General features: G+C 66.3%; 21 protein-coding genes. 19 read left to right on the top strand and 2 right to left on the bottom strand.

Going from position 1 to position 22,680, the window contains the following annotated elements; genetic code table 11:
• Window positions 1–4: 4 nt before the first annotated feature.
• Window positions 5–337, bottom strand: a complete 333-nt coding sequence (locus ACFYOW_RS05235; RefSeq protein ID WP_387284675.1) for a YnfA family protein — start codon at window positions 335–337, stop codon at window positions 5–7.
• A 255-nt stretch (window positions 338–592) separates the two neighbouring features.
• Window positions 593–1,084 carry a metallophosphoesterase gene (locus ACFYOW_RS05230; RefSeq protein WP_387284673.1) on the bottom strand — a complete coding sequence of 164 codons (492 nt, stop codon included), beginning with the start codon at window positions 1,082–1,084 and terminating at the stop codon, window positions 593–595.
• Between the two features lie 215 nt (window positions 1,085–1,299).
• Here ACFYOW_RS05230 and ACFYOW_RS05225 point away from each other — a divergent pair, with 215 nt between their 5' ends.
• The 19 genes from ACFYOW_RS05225 to ACFYOW_RS05135 all read left to right on the top strand — a co-directional run bounded on the left by ACFYOW_RS05225 (window position 1,300) and on the right by ACFYOW_RS05135 (window position 22,636).
• Entirely contained in the window at window positions 1,300–2,271 is a 972-nt protein-coding gene (locus ACFYOW_RS05225; protein ID WP_387284672.1) for an alkaline phosphatase family protein, read from the top strand.
• A 294-nt stretch (window positions 2,272–2,565) separates the two neighbouring features.
• A complete protein-coding gene (locus ACFYOW_RS05220) occupies window positions 2,566–4,872 on the top strand; it encodes a RelA/SpoT family protein (protein WP_387286017.1) in 2,307 nt (768 codons plus the stop codon).
• A 329-nt stretch (window positions 4,873–5,201) separates the two neighbouring features.
• Window positions 5,202–6,830 (top strand): cutinase family protein, encoded by a 1,629-nt coding sequence (locus ACFYOW_RS05215; RefSeq protein ID WP_387284670.1) that lies wholly within the window; start codon window positions 5,202–5,204, stop codon window positions 6,828–6,830.
• 51 nt (window positions 6,831–6,881) lie between these two features.
• Window positions 6,882–7,817 carry a hypothetical protein gene (locus ACFYOW_RS05210; RefSeq protein WP_387284669.1) on the top strand — a complete coding sequence of 312 codons (936 nt, stop codon included), beginning with the start codon at window positions 6,882–6,884 and terminating at the stop codon, window positions 7,815–7,817.
• A gap of 20 nt (window positions 7,818–7,837) precedes the next feature.
• Window positions 7,838–8,713 (top strand): MinD/ParA family protein, encoded by an 876-nt coding sequence (locus ACFYOW_RS05205; protein ID WP_387284668.1) that lies wholly within the window; start codon window positions 7,838–7,840, stop codon window positions 8,711–8,713.
• Window positions 8,710–9,351, top strand: a complete 642-nt coding sequence (locus ACFYOW_RS05200; protein WP_387284667.1) for a hypothetical protein — start codon at window positions 8,710–8,712, stop codon at window positions 9,349–9,351. The genes ACFYOW_RS05205 and ACFYOW_RS05200 overlap by 4 nt, the downstream gene beginning before the upstream one ends.
• 25 nt (window positions 9,352–9,376) lie before the next feature.
• Window positions 9,377–9,673 carry a hypothetical protein gene (locus tag ACFYOW_RS05195; protein WP_040692318.1) on the top strand — a complete coding sequence of 99 codons (297 nt, stop codon included), beginning with the start codon at window positions 9,377–9,379 and terminating at the stop codon, window positions 9,671–9,673.
• A gap of 8 nt (window positions 9,674–9,681) precedes the next feature.
• On the top strand, window positions 9,682–9,957 hold the full coding sequence (locus ACFYOW_RS05190; RefSeq protein ID WP_245567243.1) for a hypothetical protein: 276 nt from the start codon (window positions 9,682–9,684) through the stop codon (window positions 9,955–9,957).
• Between the two features lie 23 nt (window positions 9,958–9,980).
• Window positions 9,981–10,634 carry a hypothetical protein gene (locus tag ACFYOW_RS05185; RefSeq protein WP_387284665.1) on the top strand — a complete coding sequence of 218 codons (654 nt, stop codon included), beginning with the start codon at window positions 9,981–9,983 and terminating at the stop codon, window positions 10,632–10,634.
• Window positions 10,635–10,707: 73 nt separating this feature from the next.
• Window positions 10,708–11,523, top strand: coding sequence for a hypothetical protein (locus ACFYOW_RS05180; RefSeq protein WP_387284664.1), 816 nt, complete (start codon window positions 10,708–10,710; stop codon window positions 11,521–11,523).
• The gene (locus ACFYOW_RS05175; protein WP_387284663.1) at window positions 11,517–12,377 is read left to right on the top strand and encodes a hypothetical protein; all 861 of its coding nucleotides are present in this window, start codon (window positions 11,517–11,519) and stop codon (window positions 12,375–12,377) included. Before ACFYOW_RS05180 ends, ACFYOW_RS05175 begins: the two co-directional genes overlap by 7 nt.
• On the top strand, window positions 12,371–13,843 hold the full coding sequence (locus ACFYOW_RS05170; RefSeq protein WP_387284661.1) for a hypothetical protein: 1,473 nt from the start codon (window positions 12,371–12,373) through the stop codon (window positions 13,841–13,843). Before ACFYOW_RS05175 ends, ACFYOW_RS05170 begins: the two co-directional genes overlap by 7 nt.
• Window positions 13,844–13,845: 2 nt before the next feature.
• Window positions 13,846–15,336, top strand: coding sequence for an SCO6880 family protein (locus ACFYOW_RS05165; RefSeq protein ID WP_387286015.1), 1,491 nt, complete (start codon window positions 13,846–13,848; stop codon window positions 15,334–15,336).
• A gap of 7 nt (window positions 15,337–15,343) precedes the next feature.
• The gene (locus tag ACFYOW_RS05160; protein WP_387284659.1) at window positions 15,344–17,647 is read left to right on the top strand and encodes a hypothetical protein; all 2,304 of its coding nucleotides are present in this window, start codon (window positions 15,344–15,346) and stop codon (window positions 17,645–17,647) included.
• Between the two features lie 13 nt (window positions 17,648–17,660).
• Complete coding sequence (locus ACFYOW_RS05155; protein ID WP_387284658.1) at window positions 17,661–18,011, top strand: transposase; 351 nt, start codon at window positions 17,661–17,663, stop codon at window positions 18,009–18,011.
• A 46-nt stretch (window positions 18,012–18,057) separates the two neighbouring features.
• A complete protein-coding gene (locus ACFYOW_RS05150) occupies window positions 18,058–19,740 on the top strand; it encodes a peptidoglycan DD-metalloendopeptidase family protein (protein WP_387284656.1) in 1,683 nt (560 codons plus the stop codon).
• Window positions 19,737–20,381 (top strand): hypothetical protein, encoded by a 645-nt coding sequence (locus ACFYOW_RS05145; protein WP_387284654.1) that lies wholly within the window; start codon window positions 19,737–19,739, stop codon window positions 20,379–20,381. The genes ACFYOW_RS05150 and ACFYOW_RS05145 overlap by 4 nt, the downstream gene beginning before the upstream one ends.
• 48 nt (window positions 20,382–20,429) lie before the next feature.
• Window positions 20,430–22,253, top strand: a complete 1,824-nt coding sequence (locus ACFYOW_RS05140) for a type IV secretory system conjugative DNA transfer family protein (RefSeq protein ID WP_387284652.1) — start codon at window positions 20,430–20,432, stop codon at window positions 22,251–22,253.
• The gene (locus ACFYOW_RS05135; protein WP_245567240.1) at window positions 22,250–22,636 is read left to right on the top strand and encodes a DUF4913 domain-containing protein; all 387 of its coding nucleotides are present in this window, start codon (window positions 22,250–22,252) and stop codon (window positions 22,634–22,636) included. Before ACFYOW_RS05140 ends, ACFYOW_RS05135 begins: the two co-directional genes overlap by 4 nt.
• Window positions 22,637–22,680: the final 44 nt, after the last annotated feature.

The raw sequence follows: 22,680 nt of genomic DNA, 5'->3' as shown, positions 1-22,680 counted from the left end.
GTGTTCAGTCGCGAGGGGCGTACATGATGACGGCGACGCCGAGGAGGCAGAGGGTGGCGCCGAGGTAGTCCCAGCGGTCGGGGCGGAATCTGTCGACGATCATGCCCCAGGCGAGAGAGCCGGCCACGAACACGCCACCGTAGGCGGCCAGGATGCGGCCGAAGTTCGGGTCCGGTTGGAAGGTGGCGACGAAGCCGTAGGCGCCGAGTGCGAGTACGCCCGCCGCGATCCAGAGCAGCCCGCGATGTTCCCGCCAGCCCTGCCAGATCAGCCAGGCGCCGCCGATCTCGGCCACCGCGGCAAGGGCGAACAGTAACAGCGACCGGGCGATCGTCATGCGGTAGAACGTACCGCCGGGTCTACGGCGAGCGCTCTACACCTCGTAAACGGCGTATGTGCGTCCGAGCATCGGATAGGACACATTCCGCACCGGTACCCCACCCGCAGTGCGTCCTGATTCCGTGCGCGTGTCCATGAATAGCCAGCACCGCACCGCCCGCGTCCACGGCCGCACCTAGATCGTGACAGCCCAGCCCCGGGTAGATCTTCGGCGGTTCACCCACCAGCGTGTCGATGATCGGCGCGAAATGCATCAGGGCGATACGTGTTTCGCACTCCAGCGAATCCAGCGCCTGACGCAGTCGCAGTGCGTCCAACGGCCCGCGCCGCATCCGGGCACGGTGCTCGGCGCTGCCTTCGTCGGGGTGCCGCGGTAGTCGGGAAACCCACCGCTGCCACCCATCACACCGGCGATACCGACCTGCCGTCCGCGCAGCTCGAGCGTGATCGCATCGCCGTCGAGCACATGCACGCCGAGTGCGGTGAGCATGGCCGCGATGCGGTATTCGAGCCGCCGATCGTGATCGTGATTGCCGAGCACCGCGACCACCGGCATCGCGAGTCCGGCGATCTCGGCGCACAGCAGATCCGTCTCGTGCGGCCCACCGCCCTCGGTGAGATCGCCGCCGAGCAGCAGCACATCGGCGTTCAGTCGCAGGAAGTCCGGGCGGAAACGTCCCGCGACGGCATCGCGCATATGCAGATCCGCGACGGCGGCGATCCGAAGGGGTGCAGCGGGGCACATGGCGGTCAGCCAGCCACACGTTGGACGGCGTGTCAACCGGCTTCTGCTGTTCACCTCACCGAAACGCGCCCGTGAGCAGTGCGAATAGCTATTGGCTATCGCTAGTTAAGTGGTTGTTCAGCAAGGCGACCGGCGATGGCGAGACCGATGAAACGTCCATGAACACTCACTCGGTGTGCTACCGAAAAGCACTGTCGTACCGGATCGTTCGGGATATGAGCGCGCGAACCGTAGCCACCACGTCCCTCGCACGCAGGCAACTTTTCTCCGGCGCCGTTGCCGTCGCGGCCGTTTCGACCGTCCTCGCCGCCGGGCGTGCGCAGGCCGCCCCCCAAGCCGACAAGGTCGTCCTCATCGGACTCGACGGCACGATGTACCGCAAGATCGAGGAGGTGCGGGCGCCGAACCTGTTGCGGCTCAGCGCCGAAGGCACCCTGGGCCGCGGCTCCATCGCCCCGCATATCTCCATCTCCGGCCCCTCCTGGGCCACCGTGCTCACCGGCGTCTGGGGCAGCAAACACGGCATCACCGACAACAACTTCGACGCCACCCCGTTCGCGAAATATCCGACGGTCTTCACCCGCCTCGAACGCCACGATCCGACCCTCAAAACCCAGTCCATCGCCACCTGGGATCAGATCGCCACCATGACGGCCAGCGGCGATCCGCGCGCCGACGTCGTCATCTCCACCCCGCTCGTCCCCGACGACGACAACGAAAGCGCCACCGACGCCGCCACCACCGACAGCGTCGTCACCGCCATCACCAAATACGCCCCCGACTTCCTGTTCACCCACCTCGACCAGGTCGACCGCGCCGGCCACCAGCACGGCGGCGCGTCCAGCGAGTACCGCGACGCCGTCACCCGCATCGACGCCCTCGTCGGCCGCGTAGTCGCCGCCGTGGATGCTCGCGCTCGCGCCAACCCCGCCGAACGCTGGACCGTCCTGGTCACCACCGACCACGGCCACCGGCCCAAGGGCGGCCATGGCGGCCAAACCCCCGACGAGACAAGCAGTTTCGTCATCGCCCGCGGCCCGGACTTCCTCGCGGGCGCGACCAGTTCCAGCTTCTCGTTGGTCGATATCACCCCCACCGTGCTGGACATCTTCCACGCCCCGCTCGACCCGGACTTCGACGGACAATCGCGCATCCGCCAGCCTGTTGAACCTTTTACCAGCCGATAGGGCACCTTTCGCACGCTCGGTTCGTTGTCGCCGCATACGATCGCCTGCGCCGCAATTCACCCGCATAACCGGGGGGCATTTCCGACTCGGCAACCTCGGATCGGGCAGGTGACCTGCGCGCGGACTAAAGTTGTGGTCTGGGCGGTTGCAGCGGTCGGATACTGTGGTCCGATCGCGGCGTGGAGAGGTGGTGGCATGACTCAGCATCTGGGCGAGGCGAATGTCGAGCAATCGGCAGGCGCCCCGCAATCGAATGGTGCGGCCGCCGCGGATGTGACCACGCCGAAACCGCAGATGAGCGGCGGTGCCACACCGGCGCGTCAGCCCGGGACCACGGCCGCGGTTCCGACCTCCGCCTCGCGGCGGGTGCGCGCCCGACTGGCCCGGCGCATGACCGGCCAGCGCGGTATCGCGGCGGTCAAACCGGTACTCGAACCGCTGGCCAGTGTGCACCGCGAGCTGTATCCGAAGGCGAATCTCACGCTGCTGCAGCGCGCCTTCGACGTCGCCGACGAGCGCCACGCCCACCAGTTCCGCAAATCCGGTGATCCCTACATCACCCACCCGCTCGCGGTCGCCAATATCCTCGCCGAACTCGGCATGGACACCACCACACTGGTCGCGGCGCTGCTGCACGACACCGTGGAGGACACCGGCTACTCGCTCGAGCAGCTGACCGAGGACTTCGGCGCCGAGGTCGCGCATCTGGTCGACGGCGTCACCAAACTCGACAAGGTCAACCTGGGCGCCGCCGCCGAGGCCGAGACCATCCGCAAGATGATCATCGCGATGGCGCGCGACCCGCGCGTTCTGGTGATCAAGGTGGCCGACCGCCTGCACAACATGCGCACCATGCGCTTCCTGCCGCCGGAGAAGCAGGCGAAGAAGGCCAAGGAAACCCTCGAGGTAATCGCCCCGCTGGCACACCGCCTCGGTATGGCCACGGTCAAATGGGAGCTCGAGGACCTCGCGTTCGCGATTCTGCACCCGAAGAAGTACGACGAGATCGTGCGCCTGGTCGCCGACCGCGCGCCGTCGCGCGATACCTACCTGGCGCGGGTGCGCGCGGAAATCGTGAATACGCTTGCGGCATCGCGGATCAACGCGATCGTCGAGGGTCGCCCCAAGCACTACTGGTCGATCTATCAGAAGATGATCGTCAAGGGTAAGGACTTCGACGACATCCACGACCTGGTCGGCATCCGCATCCTGTGCGACGAGGTGCGCGACTGCTATGCGGCGGTCGGTGTCGTGCATTCGCTGTGGCAGCCGATGGCGGGCCGGTTCAAGGACTACATCGCCCAGCCGCGCTATGGCGTCTACCAGTCGCTGCACACCACGGTCGTCGGGCCCGACGGTAAGCCGCTGGAAGTGCAGATCCGCACCCAGGACATGCACCGTACCGCCGAATTCGGCATCGCCGCGCATTGGCGCTACAAGGAGACCCGCGGCAAGCATTCCAACGACTCCACCGAAGTCGACGATATGGCGTGGATGCGTCAACTGCTCGATTGGCAGCGAGAGGCCGCTGATCCGGCCGAATTCCTGGAGTCGTTGCGCTTCGACCTGAAGTCGCCCGAGATCTTCGTGTTCACCCCGAAGGGTGATGTGATCACGTTGCCGCAGAAGTCGACTCCGGTCGATTTCGCGTACGCAGTGCATACCGAGGTCGGGCACCGTTGCATCGGCGCGCGGGTCAACGGCCGGCTGGTCGCACTGGAGCGTCAGCTCGAAAACGGTGAGGTCGTCGAGGTATTCACCTCGAAGGCGCAGAACGCAGGACCCAGCCGCGACTGGCAGAACTTCGTGGTCTCTCCGCGCGCCAAGGCCAAGATCCGGCAGTGGTTCGCCAAGGAACGCCGCGAAGAGGCCCTGGAAAGCGGTAAGGAGCAGATCTCCAAGGAGGTCCGCCGCGTCGGGCTGCCGCTGCAGCGGTTGATGAGCGTGGACGCGATGACCGCCGTCGCGCACGAACTGCACTACACCGACATCTCCACCCTCTACACCGCCGTCGGTGAGCATCAGGTGTCCGCGCACCATGTCGTGCAGCGGTTGATGGCGCAACTCGGTGGCATCGGTGATGTCGAGAACGAACTCGCCGAGCGCTCCACTCCGTCGACGACGCCGAGCCGACAGCGCGTGACCGGTGACGCTGGGGTGCTGATTCCCGGTGCGTCGGGCACGGTGGCGAAGCTGGCCAAATGCTGCACTCCGGTCCCCGGTGACGAGATCATGGGCTTCGTGACCCGCGGTGGCGCGGTGAGCGTGCACCGTACCGACTGCACCAATGCCGGTTCGCTGCGCGATCAGGCCGAGCGCATCATCGACGTCGAGTGGGCGCCCTCGCCGTCCTCGGTCTTCCTGGTCGCTATCCAGATCGAGGCACTCGACCGCACCCGACTGCTCTCGGATGTGACCAAGGTGCTCGCCGATGAGAAGGTGAACATCCTGTCCGCATCGGTCGCCACACACGGTGACCGGGTCGCGATCAGCAAGTTCACCTTCGAGATGGGCGATCCGAAACACCTCGGCCACTTGCTGAATGTGGTTCGCAATGTGGAGGGCGTCTACGACGTCTACCGGGTGACCTCGGCCACCTAGAGCCCACCCGTCAACCTCGCTGGACATAGCCGGCGTACCCGCATGGAAAGTTGCGGTTGCCTCCCGGTGTGGTTCGGCGTTCGCTGGAATGCAAAGTCCAGGTTGATGATTCGAATCCCCGGCGGGTCGCCGACCGGTTGCGGGGCGGCGTCCGCCGTCGGAAACTTGTCGGATAATCCAGAATGGCACGCCGTGAACTGCCGTGCGGCACTCGGCGGTTCGCGCAAACTTTTCGTCGAAGCCGCAGCAAGAGTCGGAATCTGTTACGGTCTATTGCGTTTCATGGCGTTTTGGTTAAGTGTGGCAACACGAATTGATTGTGGATCGCTATGATGGACTACACGGCACGGATCTCGGGAATGCTGATCGCATTCGCCGTTGCTGTGGCGACCGCAGGGACCGCCGTAGCGGAACCGTCCGATTCCGCAGGCCCGTCGACGAACATCGCCATCGGTACGTGTCCGGCACTGTACGCCTTGGGAATTCAGGGCACAGGCGAATCGTCACCCGATGCCGCGCCGACCACCGATACCGGCATGCTCTCCACGGTCTTCATGCCGATGCTGGCCAAGGCCGACCCCAGTCTGGTCGACCGTGCCTATGTCCCATACGAATCCAGTTTCGGCGGCGCGACCGCCGGTGGCACGGTGTCGTATGCGGAGTCGGTGATCGGCGGACTGCTCCGGCTGCGCTCGATGGCCCAAGATGTCGCGGCCCGCTGCACCGAGACCCGCTTCGCGATCGTGGGCTATTCGCAAGGCGCGCACGTGGCCTCGATGTTCGCTCAGGAGGTCGGCCAGGGCCATGGCGTGATACCGCCCGAGAAGGTCGCTGCGGTCGCCTTGTTCGCCGATCCGACCCGCAATCCCGGTGCGCCGCTATTTCCCGGCTCACCGGGCAAGGCGACGCCGGATCCGGCACCGGGCACATCAGGGGACCGCATCGCATCCATCGCGGCACTGCCGCAGGAGCCCGCCAGTGGCGGCGGAATCGGGCCGGAGCGCGATAAGGCCCCCAATTTTGCCGCGCTCACCGGACGCGTCGCGAGTTTCTGTGCCGCAGGCGATCTCGCGTGCGATGCACCGGAGGGCGCGCCGATTCTGAAGGCAGTGGCGTCTATTGCGGGCCAGTCCGAGTTGAGTGGTGGCGACCCGATTGCATCACTGGTGTCGATTTCCCAGGCGCTGGCATACACGTCGATCAAAACCGCCACCAAAGTCGTCAATGAGGATGTCCAAGGCAACTCTCTGGCGAATTTGTCGATTTCACCGCAGAAGTCGATTTCGCAGCGCCTGGCCGATGCCGCCGATCCGCGCACACCGGTGAATATCCCTGCGGCACTGCAGGCATTGCTGAAGGTCGGCATGATCGGACTGAACGCGGTCGTGACGGTGGTCAGGTCGGTCATCAACTCGGCTGATATCAGACAACTGGCCACCGCGGGTCTGACCGATCCGGTCTCCGGAATCCTGCTGTTCGGCACGAAATTACTGGGCGCGATTCCGCAGTTGGTGCCGCCGACGACCGGTGCCCGACTGGTAACTCAGGCCTTCGACGCGGTTGTACAGAACATCACCGATAACACCGAACTGCTCAATGTGACGACCTGGGTGCGCTATTGGGATACCGTGCAGCGCCACGGCGCCTACAATACGGCGGCGGTCACCGCGACCGGTGATGCGCCCACCCGATTCGTCGCGGACTGGTTCGCTGCGGCGGCACACGATCTGGCCGATAAATATGGCAGCGGATCTGTGCCTATCGGTGGCAGCAGGAAATCGACCACCGGATTCTTCGGAGAAAGTTCCGGCGCGTCGACTACGCCGAATTCGTCCGGTACGGGACAATTTCCGTTCGGGACAGGAGCCGGTGGCACCTCATCCGGCGGCGCGACGTCGACTCCGCCCACCGTAGTACCCGGCACCGTAAACAACACCTACCCGTTCTCCACGAACTGATCGCAGAGAGGGTCCGATTATGCATGTGCCTCGCTCTGCCGGAATGGGGGAATGTTGAAGTCGTACAAACAGCTGTCGCGCTGGTACGGCGCGCTGGAGCCGGAGATGGGGGTAGCGGCCCCGAACCCCGACGAGCCGGGATTGCGGGATCCCGGTGACGAGGACGGTGCGCCCCGGTTTCCGCACTACATTCGCGAGGACGATCCCGACGAGGTGCGCGCACGTAACGAGGTGCCCGCCGATCTGGCCTCCAGTCGCAGCGAATTCACCGGTGGATGGTCGGATTGGGTGGCCGGACGCGCCCCCGGTCCCGACGACGACTACGTCGGTCCGCGCGATGGCGAACTTGTACAGTTCCCGTGGCCGGAGGACGACGACCACGACCACGTTCCGCGCGAACGGTCGACGCGCGTGACGCGCGCACTGCGCCAGGAGGCGCGCGATCATCCGGCCGCGCGCCGGGCCCGGGTGATCGCGGTGCTCGTCGTGGTCGTGCTGCTGTTGGCCGCGGCCGCCGCAGGCGCGGTGTTGCTTCTGCGCTCGTCCGGTGATCGCGCCGCCGCGCCGGTCGTGCCCTCGATGCAATTCACCGCGGGCAGTGTCCAATCCCGAGGCATCGCCGACTGTCCGACCGAACGCGGCGACCGCATCGTGCGCAGTGCCGAACCCGGCGGCACCGACTCCGGACCGGACGCGATCCTGGCGTTCCAATACGCCTACTACGTGGAACGCTCCGGCGAGCGGGTCCGGGCGGTGGTCGCCCCGGATTCGAATATCTCCTCGGCCGCGGTGATCCAGCACGGCATCGACACCATTCCGCTGGGCACCACGCACTGCGTGCGGATCCAGACGATCACCGATGACCGGTATTCGGTCGAGGTCACCGAGTACCGACCCGGCGGCGCGCCCGCCACGTACAACAAGCAGACCGTCACCACGGTGGTGGTCGACGGCCGCACGCTCATCACGGGCGTCGCGGCCGGATGAATTAGGGAGAGCTGATAGCGATGGGAGACGACTGGAGCCGCTGGCTCGACGAGGCGCCCGATGCGGGTGATCCGTCGGACCGGCATGCGCCTTCGAAGGCTCCGGTGGTGCGTCTGCGGCGTAAGGGCGGAGACAGCGAATCCGCGGAACCGGCGCAGCGTTCGATTCTGGTGGTCGGTGGCTGTGGTGGTGCGGGAACCACGACCACGGCCTTGGGCTTGGCCGGTGAACTCGGCACGACGGGCACCTCGACGGTAGCGGTGGACGCCACGGCGGCGGGCAGTGATCTGGCGCTACGCGGTGCCGATGAGCACCTGCATCCGATCAGCCTGCAATCGTGGTTGTACGGGCGCGGCAACGATGAGCCTGCGCCGTTGAAGGAGTGTCTGTCGCAGGCGAGTTCGGGTATCGGACTGCTCTGGCGCGACGCCGCGCCACTGCGTCGGCGTGCCACATATCTCACAGTTGCGCGCGCGATCTATGACGCCGGGTACACCGCTGTCTATGACGGCGGCAACCCGATTGCCGGACGGCAGCTGCGGCCATTGCTGGATGACGCGGATGTCGCTCTGGTACTTGCCATTCCGGCGCGCGCCGATGCCGCGAACCGGCTGCGGGTGACCCTGGAATGGCTCGATGACCAGTTCGGCGCTTCGGCTGAGGGGCAGGGCGGCGGCATCGTCGGCGACACCACAATCGTTGTCTCACATCAGCTCCCCGGCGCGGACTCACATGTTGCCGATCATTTGCGTGAGCACCTTTCCGGCTGGGTTCGTGATATCAGGGAGATTCCCTACGATCCACATCTGGCGCGCGGTGAACTCGTTCGCCACGCATCGCTGGCTTCGGAGACGCGCCGGGCTTATGGGCGGCTGCTCGCCGGAGTGGCATCATGACGGCCGCCATGAAACTTCGTCGCCAGTCCGAAGCCGCCCAGGCCGGTGTGGTCGCCCCACCGGAGTCCCGTCGCGCGCCCATTTGGGACCGTCCCGTACCCGGCGTCGGCCGGGCGCCACTGTGGTGGCTGCTAGGTGTGCACGGCGGTGCCGGAGCCAGTAGCCTCGCGCGGGTGCTTGCGCCCGCGGCGGATTCGGGCCGCCGCTGGCCGGGCGTCTTCGACCGCGAATCGCCCTTCGTTGTCCTGGTGGCTCGCGAGACCATTGCCGGACTCACGCGTGCGCATGATCTGCTGCGCCAACATCATTCGGGTTTCGCGGGCTCCTGTGAGGTCCTCGGTCTGATCACGGTCGCGGCTCGTCCCGGGCGCATGCCCGCCGAAATCCGCCGCTACCGCGATGTGGTCGGCTCCCTGGCCGGTCAGGTCTGGCAGGTCCCGTGGTACGAGGAGTGGACCCTCGTCGAACCGGAGAGCCTGCCGATCTGGACCCCGGGCGACGAGATACCGCAGAAGAAGAAAAGAATCGACCCGCTCGAGGAAGTTCCGCTCGAGATCCGGGAGCTCGGAGCCGATATCGTTGCGGTCGTGCGCGAAAACCTGGACACCAGTGCATCTTTCGACGAGGACCACCGTTGACCGCCACTACCAAGAAAGGCAGCCGATGAGCATGATTCTCCTTGCCGTGCAGGACACGTACGGCACTGTCCTGGCTCAGGTCGGTAACCCGACCCCGGAAGCGCCTCCCGGCTCGGAGAAGATCCTGCAGCTGGTTCGCTACCTCACCTGGTTCGTGTTGCTCTCCGGTATTTGCGGAATCACCTACGCGGGTGGCAAATTCGCGTGGGAGAAGTGGACCGGTGGTGGGCTCGAATCGCCGAAGATGGTGGCCGGAGCCATGATCGGCGGCGTCGTCGCGACGAGCGCGGGCACCATCATGAACGCCGTCATCGGAACCTGATGTCGGCGATGGCTACCGTGCGAATGTCGGCGGCGGAACTGCTTGCCTACAAGCAGATGCCCGCCGAAGTGCTGCAACCGCTGATGCAGCTGCTGAACTGGCTGCTCTGGTTCGTACTGCTGGTGTGCCTGGCGTGGATGATCGTATCCGCCGGCCGCCTGTGGATCGCGTTCCGGAGCGACCTGGCGATGAACGACGCCTCGCACGGCGTATTGATGAGTCTGCTCGGGGCGGCTGTGGCGAGCACGGCCTCGGGGATCGCGTTGGCGTTCCTGCCGACGTGAACGGGGATGGGGACGGCCCTGGGATGATTTCCACAGTTGTGCGGGAGCAACCCGGCGTGTGGCGGCGCGGCATTCGCAAGCCCGCCGCGGGTGCGTTCGGTGCTGCCCTGCTCCTGGCGGCGGTCGGCTGCGGCGGCGGTGACGGCGATTCCGGCCCGAACCTGACGGCCGTACCGACCCAGGTGCGGTGGCAGCCGTTCCAAGGAGTGGCACTACCGAGTGCCGACCAGGGGCCCAAGCAGATATCCGACGGCGCCGCAACGGGTTTCGAGCATTCGCCGATCGGTGCCGCGTTGGCGGCGATCATGCACACGGTGCGATTGTCGGTGGCCGCCGACAGTCAATGGGCCGATATCGTGCGCCAAGAGGTGGTGCCGAACAAGGCCAGAGACGAGTGGTCGGTCAACCGGGTGCAGCTTTCGATCACCGGTCCGGCCGCGCCCGAATATGCGCCGAGAGTGCTCGGATACAAGATCACCGGCTACACCGATTCGGCTTCCGCCGTCGACGTCTATACCGAATATTCGGACAACTCGAAGGCGGTGAACCACACCACTGTCGAATGGTTCGGCAACGACTGGAGATTACGACTGCCGGATCCCGACGCGACCGCCCGGCCCATCGAGGCGGTCGATGAATTGCCCACGGACATAGTGAAATTGGAGGCGCCGGCATGAGCGGGCGAAGCGAGCGAATCATGTCGCAGCGTGCTTCGCTCATGACGGAGCCGAGCGCTAGCGAGGCGGAGTCATGAGTGAGAAGGAGTCGTACGCGCGCGATCGCGTCTCCTTCGGTGTCATCGCGTCCGCTGCCGTGCTGGTGCTCATCGTGGTCGTCGGCGTATTCGTGTACGTGAGCCGGGACGATTCGGGTTCGGGTGGCGACAAGGCCGCCGCCGCGGCCAATTCCGGCGGTGAGGGCTTCGCGACCCCCGAGGTGGATATTCTCGGCAGACGCGTCGATGTACCGAACAACCCTGCCGGACAACCGCTTCCGCAGGATCCGTCCCGGCAGCGCAGGCCGTCGGACGCGGACTGGCTGACCGCGGCACCAGAGGGCACCACCGCACCGCACGGTTGGCAGCGGGTCTACGGCGCATCGGTCCCGTTCTCCACCTCCGACGGACCGACCCACATCGAAGACGGTCTGGCCGTCGGGTATTCGCACACCCCGCAGGGGGCGGTGCTCGCGGCCGCCCAGATCACCTACCGCCTCAACGCCCGCCCGGCCGACCGCGACCTCTACGTCCGCCAGGTCCGCGTCTCGGCCCAGCAGATCGCCGCCTACGACAAGGCCCTGTCCCAGGACAAACTCCCGCAGCAGCAGCCGGAGAAGGTGACCAAGTATTTTGTCGCCTCGGACGCGTTCAAGGTCGAGAACTATGCGGATGATCTCGCGATCATCCAGCTGGCCACCCGTGGCCAGGTGGTCGATGGCCAGCAGCTGTGGGCGGCCCTGCGATTGGTGATGATCTGGGACGCGGGGGACTGGCGGCTGAAGCCGGCAACCTCGAACAACCCGCAGACCGAATATGTCGAGTCGTTGAACGGGTGGACCAAATGGTGACCGCTGGGCCCGGATCCGGTCCGGCAGGCAAACATTCGCCGCTCGCGATGCTCGGCGTCGGCGCGGTGCTTGCCGTGGTCGTCGCGGTCGTGGTGACCGTGGTCGCCATGCGAGACAACGCCGCAGGGGGTGATCAGGTATCGAAGACCAGCACGAGTTCTGGCAGCGCGCCGGTCAGCGCTTCCTCCGCCGGGAGGGCCGCCGGATTCAGCGGCTCCGACGTGGATTCGTTCGGCCATCGTTTTGATGTTCCGAACAATCCTGCCGGCCAACCGCTTTCGGAGTCGGTTACGCCGCGTCAGCCCGCCGACACCGACTGGTTGTCCGGCGCTCCGGGGGGCACAGGTGAGCAGGGGGGTTGGCAGCGGGTGTACAGCGGCCCGGTGATCCCGTTCTCGACGACCGACGGCCCGACCCGCATCGACGACGACATACCGATCGGATTCACCCGGACCCCGCAGGGCGCAGCGCTCGCGGCCGAGCAGATCTACTGGCGCACCGTGGCACGTCCGACCGATCGGGCCCTGTGGCGGCAGCTGGTGATCCTGTCGGACCAGGAGCAGGCCGATCGCGACCGAAAGATCGCCGACGGCAAGGTCCCGAATGAACTGCCCGACAACATCAAACCGTTGTTGTTCGCCTCCGATGCATTCCGAATCGAAAGCTATGGTGACGATTTCGCTGTGGTACGTATCGCCCGCAAGACCCGTGATTTCCTGCACGGCGGGCGCAGTTGGGTAGCCATGAGACTGAATGTGCTCTGGCGCGATGGTGGTTGGAAACTCAAGTCGTCCACGAGTGATGTACAGCCGCTCGAGACGATCGACTCGATCGATGGGTGGACAAAATGGTGAGGCGCGTTGTCACGATCCTCGCGGTCATTTTCACTGTCATGATCGCGACACCGACGGTGGCGTACGGTCAGACATACGGATTCGACGATACGTGCAACGAATTGCACGACACGCTCGACAACGTCGGTCTGCCCGGCTTCTCGCTCGGTGACGCCGCGTCGGCCGCGTGCAAGGCGGGCAATGCCGCCTCGCACCCGGGCAGCGCCGCGAACGCGGTCAAGGACAAGGCCTGGGATTCGACCTTCGGCAAGGTCGTCGATTCGCTGATGAACGGTCTCGGTGAGGCCATCATCCTCGCGTTGACGTTCTGGATGAAGGTCCCCAACGAGGCGGCCAGCGATTCGGGTTCGTTGTTCGTCAAGATCAACGACTACACCTATCAAGCGCAGATATTGCTGCTCATCGCCTCGGTGATATTGTCCGGCGCCAGATTGGCCGAGGCCAGACGCGGCGCCGTCATGAATGAGGCGGCCGAATCGTTCCGCATGTTCACGCGGGTGGTTTTCAGTTCCTGGATGCTGGGTGCCGTCATCGTCGCGGGCACTCAGGCCTCGGATCGCTTCTCCGAGTGGATCATCAATGATTCGACCAATGGCAATGCCAAGGACCTGGCCGAGCTGATGGTGAAAACCAGTAAGCTGCAGGCATTCTCGCCGGGTCTGGTGTTGATCATCGCGATCGTCGGACTGCTGGGCGCGCTGGCACAGATCGTGCTCGCCATCGTGCGTCAGGGTCTGCTGATCATCGCGGCCGGTGTGCTGCCATTGGCCGCGGCCGCATCCGGGATGAATATCGGCAAACAGTCGTATCAGAAGCTGATCGGCTGGATCATCGCGTTCATGCTCTGGAAGCCGGTGGCCGCCATTGTCTACATGATCGCGTTCACTACTGCGGGCCATGTGGATTCGCTGACCGATACCGGCGGACTGCCCGAAGGCGAACAGGCACAACGGATGTTGGTCGCCATCGTGCTGCTGTGCAGTGTCGCGTTCGTGCTGCCCGCGCTGATGCGGTTGGTCACGCCCGCGGTCGCGATCGTTGGTAGTGGTGGTTCCGGTCTCACCGCCACCGGCGGAACCTTGCTCGCGGTGGGCGCTTTGGGTGCGATGGGCACCAAGGCCGTCGCGACGAAGAGCGCCGCGCCGGGTTCGGCGGGTTATGTCAGCGGTACCTCCACCGGTCCGCGTCCACCGGGTGGTGCGGGCGGTCCGCGTGGCGGCGGTGGCGCGCCGCGCCCGGCCCCGCCACGTGGTGGCGGTGGTGGCGGCGGAGCACCTCCGCGCGCCTCCGTCCCGCAGGGCGGGGCGGGAGTACCGTCCGGTGCGTCGAGGGCGGCGGGTGCGATCGGCGTGGCCCGCGCGGCGACCGCGCCGCTGAACCGAGCCGATGAAGCCATGGGTGATGTGGCGGGCGACCGCTGGGCGAACCGTTCGCCCGACCTCGGGAGGAGCACCATTCCGCGATGACGATGACGACGAGCGATACCTACGAGCGCCGCTCGTACGGACTGTGGCAGAAGCCGCGCAGCGCAGGCCTTTTCGGTCTGCGCTGGGAAGAGACCGTCATCGGCTTCGTCGTCGTGATCACGGCCCTGATCTGCGCCATGGTCGGCGGCTTCAAGTGGGGTCTGATCGTGGGCGGCACCGGCGTTGTCGTGATGGTTCCACTGGTGTGGCGGACTGGGGGCCGCTCCGGATACGAGAACGGATTGATGATGTTCAACTGGATGCGCTCACGCAACCGCGGCGAGCACGTGTATCGCGGCGGCCGGTTCTCGCGGATTCCGGGCGGTGTCACGCGGCTACCCGGTCTGCTCGCGCCCTCGAAGCTCTACGAGGGCATCGACGCGGGCGGCTACAGCTTCGGCATGATCCACCTACCGCAATTCGCCCAGTACACAGTGGTTTTGCGGGCTTGGCCGCAGGGGCACGAGGCCGTGGACCAGCCGGTCATCGATCGTTGGGTCTCGGCCTGGGGTACGTTTCTCGCCTCGGTCGGCCAGACCAGCGACATCGTCGCCGTCGTCCCGGTGATCGATACCGTGCCCGAGACGGGTAACCGGCTGCTCACCGAGGTATCCACCATCACCCGTCCGGAAGCGCCGGAGCTGGCGCAGCAGGTGATGTACGAACTTGCCACCGAGTTGCCGCAGGAACGGGTGCAGTTGCTGCCGCGCGTTGCGATCACCTTCAAGGCGACCACCGCCGAGCGCCGCAAGAATCCGGCCGAGGAGGCCGTCGAGATCGGGCGCAGGCTCCCCGGAATCTGTGCCGCGCTGGCCGAGGCGGGTGTGCGCGCTCAGCCGATGTCGGCCGATGAGGTCATTTCGTTCATCCGGCGCAGCTACGATCCGGCCTCGCAGGCCGATCTCGAGGTCGCCTCGGGCGAACCCGAAGGGCACGGCCTGGATTGGGCCGATGCCGGACCGGTTTCACACGACGAGAAGTGGGATCATCTGGTGCACGACGGTGGCCGTTCGGTCACCTGGGAGATGGACGCGGCACCCGAGGGCGCGGTGGACGAGCGAGTGCTGCAACGGCTGCTGGCGCCGAATCCCGAAGTGCCGCGCAAGCGCATCGCCATCGTGTACCGTCCGCATTCGGCCGCCGACGCCGCGGAAATCGTCGACGACGATTTCAAGAACGCGCTGGTGGCCCAGCAGAGTGAACGCGGTGTCGTCTCGGCGGCCGCGACCTTGCGGGTGGGCGCCACCCAGCAGGCCCGTGAGGAACAAGCCCGGGGTCACGGTGTGACCCGCTTCGGTGCGCTGGTGACCATCACCGAGCCCCTGCGCGGTGATCTGCCGCGCATCGAAGCCATTACCCGCGACCTGTCCACGCAGGCGCGGTTGAAGATCCGGCGGTGCTACCGCTACCAGGCGGCGGCCTTCGCGGCCTCGCTCGGTTGCGGGGTGATCCTGCCGGAACACGCGACAATTCCGAAAGCCTTGGCGGGGTGAGCATTACATGGCACGTGAGTACGAGCCACCCGTGCGCGAACGGGACGAGGCGCCGGTGCGGCGCAGGCGGCGTCCCGAGGACGCGGCATTGCAGCGGCCCGCGGACGAACGCGCTCAGCGGCCCACCGGAGGCCGGGTCGAGCGCTCGGGCATCGAGGAGATGCCCGACCGGGATCGGCGGGCAGCGCGAGGCCCGGCGGGGATGAGTGGCGGCGAGCGGACCGGCATCGGCGAAACGTCCGATCGGGAGCGGCGACCGTCGCGCGATGCGGCCGAGCGACGGGCGCGACCCGGCGCCGCAGCCGCGGACGGTGGCCGTGCCGATCGGCCGCATCCGGACCGCGGTCGCATCAGGTCCGAACATGGCCGCGGTGAACGGAATTCGACGGAGCGCGGACGTCCCGACGGCGCTCGGACCGCTCGCCCGCGCGATGGCGCACCGCAACGAACGGCACGGGGGGAACGCGTGGCACGACCGGAACGCAATGGATCGCGGACGAGTCGCGAGGCACAGCGCGCGGCCAAGATCGACTACACCGCGGACCGCGCCATGGGCACGCCGCAGATGGACAAGGCCGCCCGTCGCGCAAAGGCGAGGTCGGACAAGCGCAAACAGTCCGGCCCGCCGCTGCTCGACGATGCGACCAGGGCCAAACTCGAGCAGATCAGCCGGGAGGGCACCGGCCTGCGGGCGGCATTCGCGACCTTCCGGATCCGCACCGATGATATCCGCCGCCGCAATTACGCGGCGCGTGCCGAACAGGTCTTCGAAGACGGATTCGACCGCAGCACAGCCCAACTCACCGATCGCGGCTATATGGGTCCCGGCGGCGGCCGGATGAACGTCGTGGGCCGCCCGGTCGAATATCGGGCCACCACCGCCCAGGTGGCGGGTCTGTGGCCGTGGTCGGTCGGCGCGGGTGCGCCGTTGATCGGCACCCCGCTCGGTTCGCATCTGCACACCGGCGCCCCGGTCTGCTTCGATCCGATGAACTGGTTCCTGCGTGGCAGCTTCATCACCGCGCCCAGCCTTTTCGTCCTGGGGCTCAACGGTTTCGGTAAGTCCTCGCTGGTGCGCCGGATCGTGCTCGGCGGTATCGCGCAGGGCATCACCCCGTTGATCCTGGCCGACGTGAAACCGGACTACCGTAAGTTGGTCGAACTGGTCGGTGGCCAGGTGATCGACCTCGGTTACGGCCACGGCAAGCTCAACCCGCTCGCCGCCGGTGTGCTCGGTTCGGTCGTGCCGATGCTGGACGAGTTTCCGGCACTGCAACTTCAGGTGCTACAGGACCTGCGCGCCCGCCAGGTCACGCTCATCGCCGGTCTGGTCGAACTCGTACGCGGCGCGCGGGTGCGCGACTACGAGGAGACGCTGATCGCCACCGCACTGCGCATCCTCTACCGACCGGGCAGCGGCTATACCCCCGATCAACCGCCAATCATGGAGAACCTGCTCGAGGTGATCGTCGCCGGCGGTGACGAATTGCAGCTCGACGCAGGCGCCGACGATCCGAACGAATACCAGGTCGCCATCAAGGGCCTGCGCCGCTCGCTGCGCGCCCTGACCCAGGGCCCGTTCGGCGCGATCTTCAACGGGCAGACCACCGTCCCGATTGATACCAGCGCAGTCGCGGTCTGCATCGACGTATCCCATATCCCTACCGGCGATAAGAAGCTCAAGGCCGCGGTGATGCTGGCCTGCTGGGCCGACGGTTTCGCCTCGGTGGAGGCCGCGCATGTGCTCGCCGACGCGAAACTCGGCCCGCAGCGCTATTTCCAGGTGGTGATGGACGAGCTGTGGCAGGTGCTCGGCCTCGGCGACTTCATGGTCGACCGGGTCGATGAGCTGACCCGTCTGCAGCGCACCATCGCCACCGCGCTGATCATGATCAGCCACACCATCAAGGACCTGCAAGCACTGGGATCGGAAGCCGCCATCGCGAAGGCGCTGGGCTTCCTCGAACGCGCGCGCGCCAAGATATTCGGCGCGCTGCCCGGCGAGGAGATCAAGCGCTTGGACAGCGTGGTTCCGTTCACATCCGCCGAGGAGGAGATGGTGACCGGATGGTCCGCACCGCAAGCGCTGACGGGCGAGGCGCTCAAACCTGGTCAGCTGCGTCCGTCGCCGCCGGGTACCGGCAAATTCCTACTGAAGATCGGTGAGGATCGCCGCCCCGGCATCCCGTTCCATATGGAATTCACCTTGTCCGAGAAGGAGAGTGGGATCCACGAAACCAACCAGCGGTTCTCCGAGTTCACCGAGTCGACTTCGCGTGGTGGCGATTCCCCCAGTGGGAGTGCCGCATGAGGGGGCTTCTTGCATGGTTGTCGAGAGCGGTGGATGGCTGTGGGAGGTGGGGCGCATGATGCCGCACCGGTCCTATCGGAGAGTGTCGCCGGAAGTGCGCAAGGCCGCGGTCGAGCAGGTCATCGCACTTACCGGCAAACTACGCAGCGAATCGGAGGCCTGCCGGGTGGTCGCCGAGCAGATCGGCGTGCATACCAACTCGGTGCGCAACTGGGTGCGCGCTGCCGAGGGCCCCAGTCTGGAGCGCCTGGACGCGACGGCGCTGCGCCGCAAAGTCGCACTGCTACAACAACAATTGGCCGCCGCCGCAGAGATGAACCGCACCCTGGCCGACACCCTCAACGAATCTCGGCGGCAGACGTGAACCTTTTCGGCTCGGTCCGCGGCCGTTCGGCGCTGCCGGGGATGCGGTGACCGGGCGGACCCTCCTCTACTTGGCGCTGGCGAGCGTGCTCGGGCTGATGACACTGGTGGTCGTCATCGTGATGCCAGCCGTGGACGACTCCTGCGAGGGCACCTCGGTGCTCGTCTCGTCGACCATGCTGGTGCCGCTCGGCGGATATGCGCCGGGTAATTCCCGCGTCGCGGGCACCCCCACTCCCACGAGTGCGACCGGCAATCCGACTGCTACCCAAGCCCATTCGACCGCCACCGGTGCGCCGTCGCTGGCCGCGGGTGTCGGCCCGATCCGGCGGACGCTGCCGCTGGCCGCAGGCACCTTCACCGTCTCGGACGTATTCGGCGCACGTGGCGGCACCCATAAGGGCGTCGACTTCGCCGCGGCCGACGGCACCACGATCTACTCGGTCTCCGATGGACGCGTCGTAGCGGCCGGTCCCGCTTCGGGTTTCGGCAACTGGATCGTCGTCGATTCCGTCGACACCAACGGTCGCGCATATTCCGCGGTGTACGGCCATATGTGGGACAGCGGGGTGCATGTGCACGTCGGCGATACCGTCGTCGCCGGTCAGCCCATCGCGCGGGTCGGTTCGGCGGGTGAGTCCAGCGGCCCGCACCTGCATTTCGAGATCGTGCCGGGCGGACGCTTCACCGGTGGTCGGCAAATCGACCCGCTGCCCTGGCTCGACGGCGCACCGACCCCGGATGTGGGTGGCGCGCAGGCATTCTCCTCCGACCCGCGCTGTAGTCGCGGCTTCGGCACCGCGGGTGGTGCGCTGGCCGCGGGCAAGGTGCCGCAGGAACTCGAGATCTGGTATCGGCGTGCGGGTTCCATCTGCCCGCAGATCACCCCGTCGCTGCTGGCCGCACAGGGCAGGCAGGAGTCCGGATTCCGGCGCAGCGCGTCCTCTCCCGCAGGCGCGCAGGGGCTGGCCCAGTTCCTGCCCGGCACGGCGGCCAGTATCGATCCCGATGACGGTCAGCCTTATGTCATCGATGCCGACGGCAATGGCGTCGCGAGCGTTTGGGACGACGGCGACGCGATCATCGGTCAGGGCCGCTATATGTGCGCGCTCGCGCACAAGATCACGGCGTGGGAGTCCCAGGGCCGCGTGCAGGGCGATGTCGTCGCACTGACCCTGGCCGCCTACAACGCCGGCGAAGGCGCGGTACTCGCCTCCGGCGGTGTGCCCAACCAGGTGGCCGCGCACTACGCCGAAACCCAGCCGTACGTCGCGAATATCCTTGCGATGGAACCGCAATACCGCGCGCAGGGTTCCAATGGCCGCTTCACCCCGCAGGAGGGGGCGGGCGGCGTTCAGGTCGTCCAGGCGGCGCAGCAATGGCTCGGCACGCCGTACGTCTGGGGCGGCGGTGGCCCGCAGGGCCCGAGCGGCGGCGGCATGGACGGCCCCGGCCTCACCTCGGCTGCGGTGTTCGCGGCCTCGTCGGGCGCGGTGACCTTGCCGCGGACCGCCGAACAGCAGTGGGAGGCGGGCGCCGAAGTACCGCTGAGCAAGCTGCAACCCGGTGATCTGGTCTTCAGCTCATTCGGCCCGCGCGGCCCCGCCGAGGTCGGAATCTATTCCGGCAACGGCCGAATGATCCAATCCGTGCCCGCCGCATACGGACATTCCAGCGGCGTGACCGAGGGCGCGGTGCCGGGTGACGGCCGCGGGAGGAGGGTGCTGTGACGACAACCGATACCGCGGCCGGCGAACACGCCGAAGCACGTGCGGCGATTGGACCGCACAAGTGTCGGTCCCGGCAGCTAGCCTTGAATAACAATGCACGCGTAAAACTGGTGGTGATGCTGGTGCTGAGCGTCGCGATGTCGGGTGCGGGGTGCGCCGGCTCGGATCGGGAGTCGGGTTCCGGTGCGCCGCAGCCGCCCACGTCCACGACCCGATTGCTGGAGGGTGTGCCCGCACCCGATCCGGTGACGCCCGACGGCGTCGCGGTGGCCGCGCTGAAGGAGATCTACTCCTGGCAGCCCGCCACCGAGGCCCAGGGCGCCTCGCTGTCGCGCGCGCGGAAATGGTTGGGCCCCAGCCTGATCCGCATGCTCGACAGCACACCGACCGGGATCGAGACACCGAAAGCGACGCTGCAATGGGCTGACTGGGCCAAGGCGCAGGCACATGTCGAAGCCTTCACCTTTGCATCGGGTGAGCGTCCGCCCGCGAGCGCCGATCCGAACGTCCAACAGTTCAAGATCGGGATCGAGCAAACGGTCGTCTACCCGAACGGGCGCAAGGAATCCCTGCCGCCCGCGACGGTCATCGCGACCGTGGTGCGTACGTCGGAAGGTTGGCGGCTCGACGCCTTCCGCTGAACCCGCACCAGCGACAACCACATAGCTAGGTCCTAACAGGAGGCAGACATGGCGAAAAAGAAGAAGGTGCAGGATCCGGCCGTCGTCGGACCCGACATCACCCTCTACATGATCTACGCCGGTTTCGCGACCCTCGGAACCCTGTGGATCGCCCTGCATCTCGGCAACGCGATGGCTGTCACCCCGCAGGACATTCCGGTCAACCCGATCGCGATCGTCGCAGATCTGGTCAAGGGGAAGCTGCACTGGCCGCGCGCCTCCACGGTGATCGTGCTGCTCGTCATCGGCGCGATCGTTGCCTATGTGGTGGTGCGCAAGCAACTCGCCGCACGTCGGTCGGTCGGTCGGCTCTCCGTGGACGACAAGGCCGATGTGATGGGGAGCGGCAGCGCCATCAAATCGCTTACCGAGGCCGGGGTGCGGTCGAAGGCCGAAATGCTCGGTGTGCGGCTCGGCTACAACGACAGCCCGGGTGTGCCGATCGGCATCGGTGTTGCCGATGGGGTGATGCTCTACGGCTCGTATGAGGATCTGCACCTGGACATCTGGGGTCCGCGCCAGGGCAAATCGACCTCGCGGGTGATTCCCGCCATCCTGACTGCCATCGGACCGGTGCTGTCCACCTCGAATAAGCGCGATGTGGTCGATGCGACCCGAGATGTGCGCGAGGCCAAGGGAAGTCGCACCTTCGTCTTCGATCCGCAGGGCGTCGCGGGGGAGGAGCCGACCTGGTTCTGGGATCCGCTTGCCTGGGTGGACGCATATCACGACGGTGCGGAGATGCGGGCCGCGCGGCTGGCCGGACACTTCGCCGATGCCGACAGCGGTTCCGATGCCAAGGGCGATGTGTTCTTCGACCCGGAGGCCGAGGATCTGCTCGCCGGGCTGTTCCTGGCGGCCGCGCTCGGTGGTCGCCCGATCGTCCAGGTTTGGGACTGGGTGACCAATCCCAACGACTCCGAACCCATCGAGCTGCTGCGCAATTCGAGTAAGCACTACACCGCCTCGGGCCTCGCGATGCAGTACAACGCCGACCCGCGCACCAAGAGCGGTATTTTCGGCACGGCGAAGAAAATGATCCGCTGCCTGCAGCTGTCCAATGTGCACCCATGGATCTTGCCGGGCGACAACCGTATGCAGTTCGACGAACTCGAATTCATCGAGAACAATGGCACGCTCTACAGCCTCTCGCTCGAGGGCCGAGGTTCGGCGGCGCCGCTGGTCAGTGCACTCACCGAGGCCGTGGTCGATGTGGCCATGCGCAAGGCCACGCATTCGCCCGGCGGACGGTTGCCGATCCCGATGCTCGCGGTCCTGGACGAGGCGGCGAATGTGGTGCGCTGGAAGGATTTGCCCAAGCAGTACAGCCACTTCGGTTCACGCGGCATCGTGGTGATGACGGTGTTGCAGTCCTGGGCCCAGGGTGCGCGCTGCTGGGGCGACGACGGCATGCTGGCGCTGTGGTCGGCGGCCAATATCAAGGTGCTCGGTCCCGGCGTCGACGACATGAACTTCCTGCGCGACCGCTCCGAGGCGATCGGCGAATACGACGCGATCTCGTCCTCGGTCTCGGAATCCAAAGGCGGCAAGAGCTATTCGCGTTCACTCGGTTCGTCCAAGACATTCACCGTGAACGCGCTGGCTACCCTGCCACAGGGCCGCGCGATCGTCTTCACCTCCGGCCAGCCCGCGGTGCTCGTGCGTACCGTGCCCTGGTGGGAGGGCGACTACGCTGACGACGTGAAGAAGTCGATCTCGCACCATCTTCCGGGGCGTAAGACCGAGATCGCCGACCTGTTCGGCTCGCCCAACCTGACCAAGGCTGCTCCGCCACCCGAATACGGTCAAATCGAGGAGGTTCGGCCGCTGTGACTGAACAGCAGCAACAGCCCATGATCTACAGCAATGTGGTGGACTTCGTCGAGAACTACCTCGGCCTGGTGTACCGGCGTCAGGTCACCGACATCAGTGAAACGGTGTGGTGCCCGGAGTGGTGGAAACATGCCGAGGCGGTGGCCCGACTAGATGCGCTCTGGCGCGCATGGGAGCACTACCGGCTCGAGCCGAGCACCGGATTGAGCATCTGGTTCCTCGACCACGCGGATCCGCATATGACCAAACTCTTCGATCCCCGCGGACCGTTCAAGTACTGCAGTGTGCGCAACGGCCACAAGGACATGCTGAGCCCACTGCCGCTGAAGTCGCCCACCCAGGGGCTTTTCGGCGATCCGACCATCGGCGATTTCCGCGTCTGAGGAGCCGAAAACGTCGAAACGCCCGCTGATTTCAGCGGGCGTTT

The organism is Nocardia sp. NPDC006982, assembly GCF_042869435.1.
Classification (GTDB): domain Bacteria; phylum Actinomycetota; class Actinomycetes; order Mycobacteriales; family Mycobacteriaceae; genus Nocardia.
The sequence above is the reverse complement of the archived record's forward strand: the minus strand, read 5'-3'. Positions and strand labels throughout refer to the sequence as shown.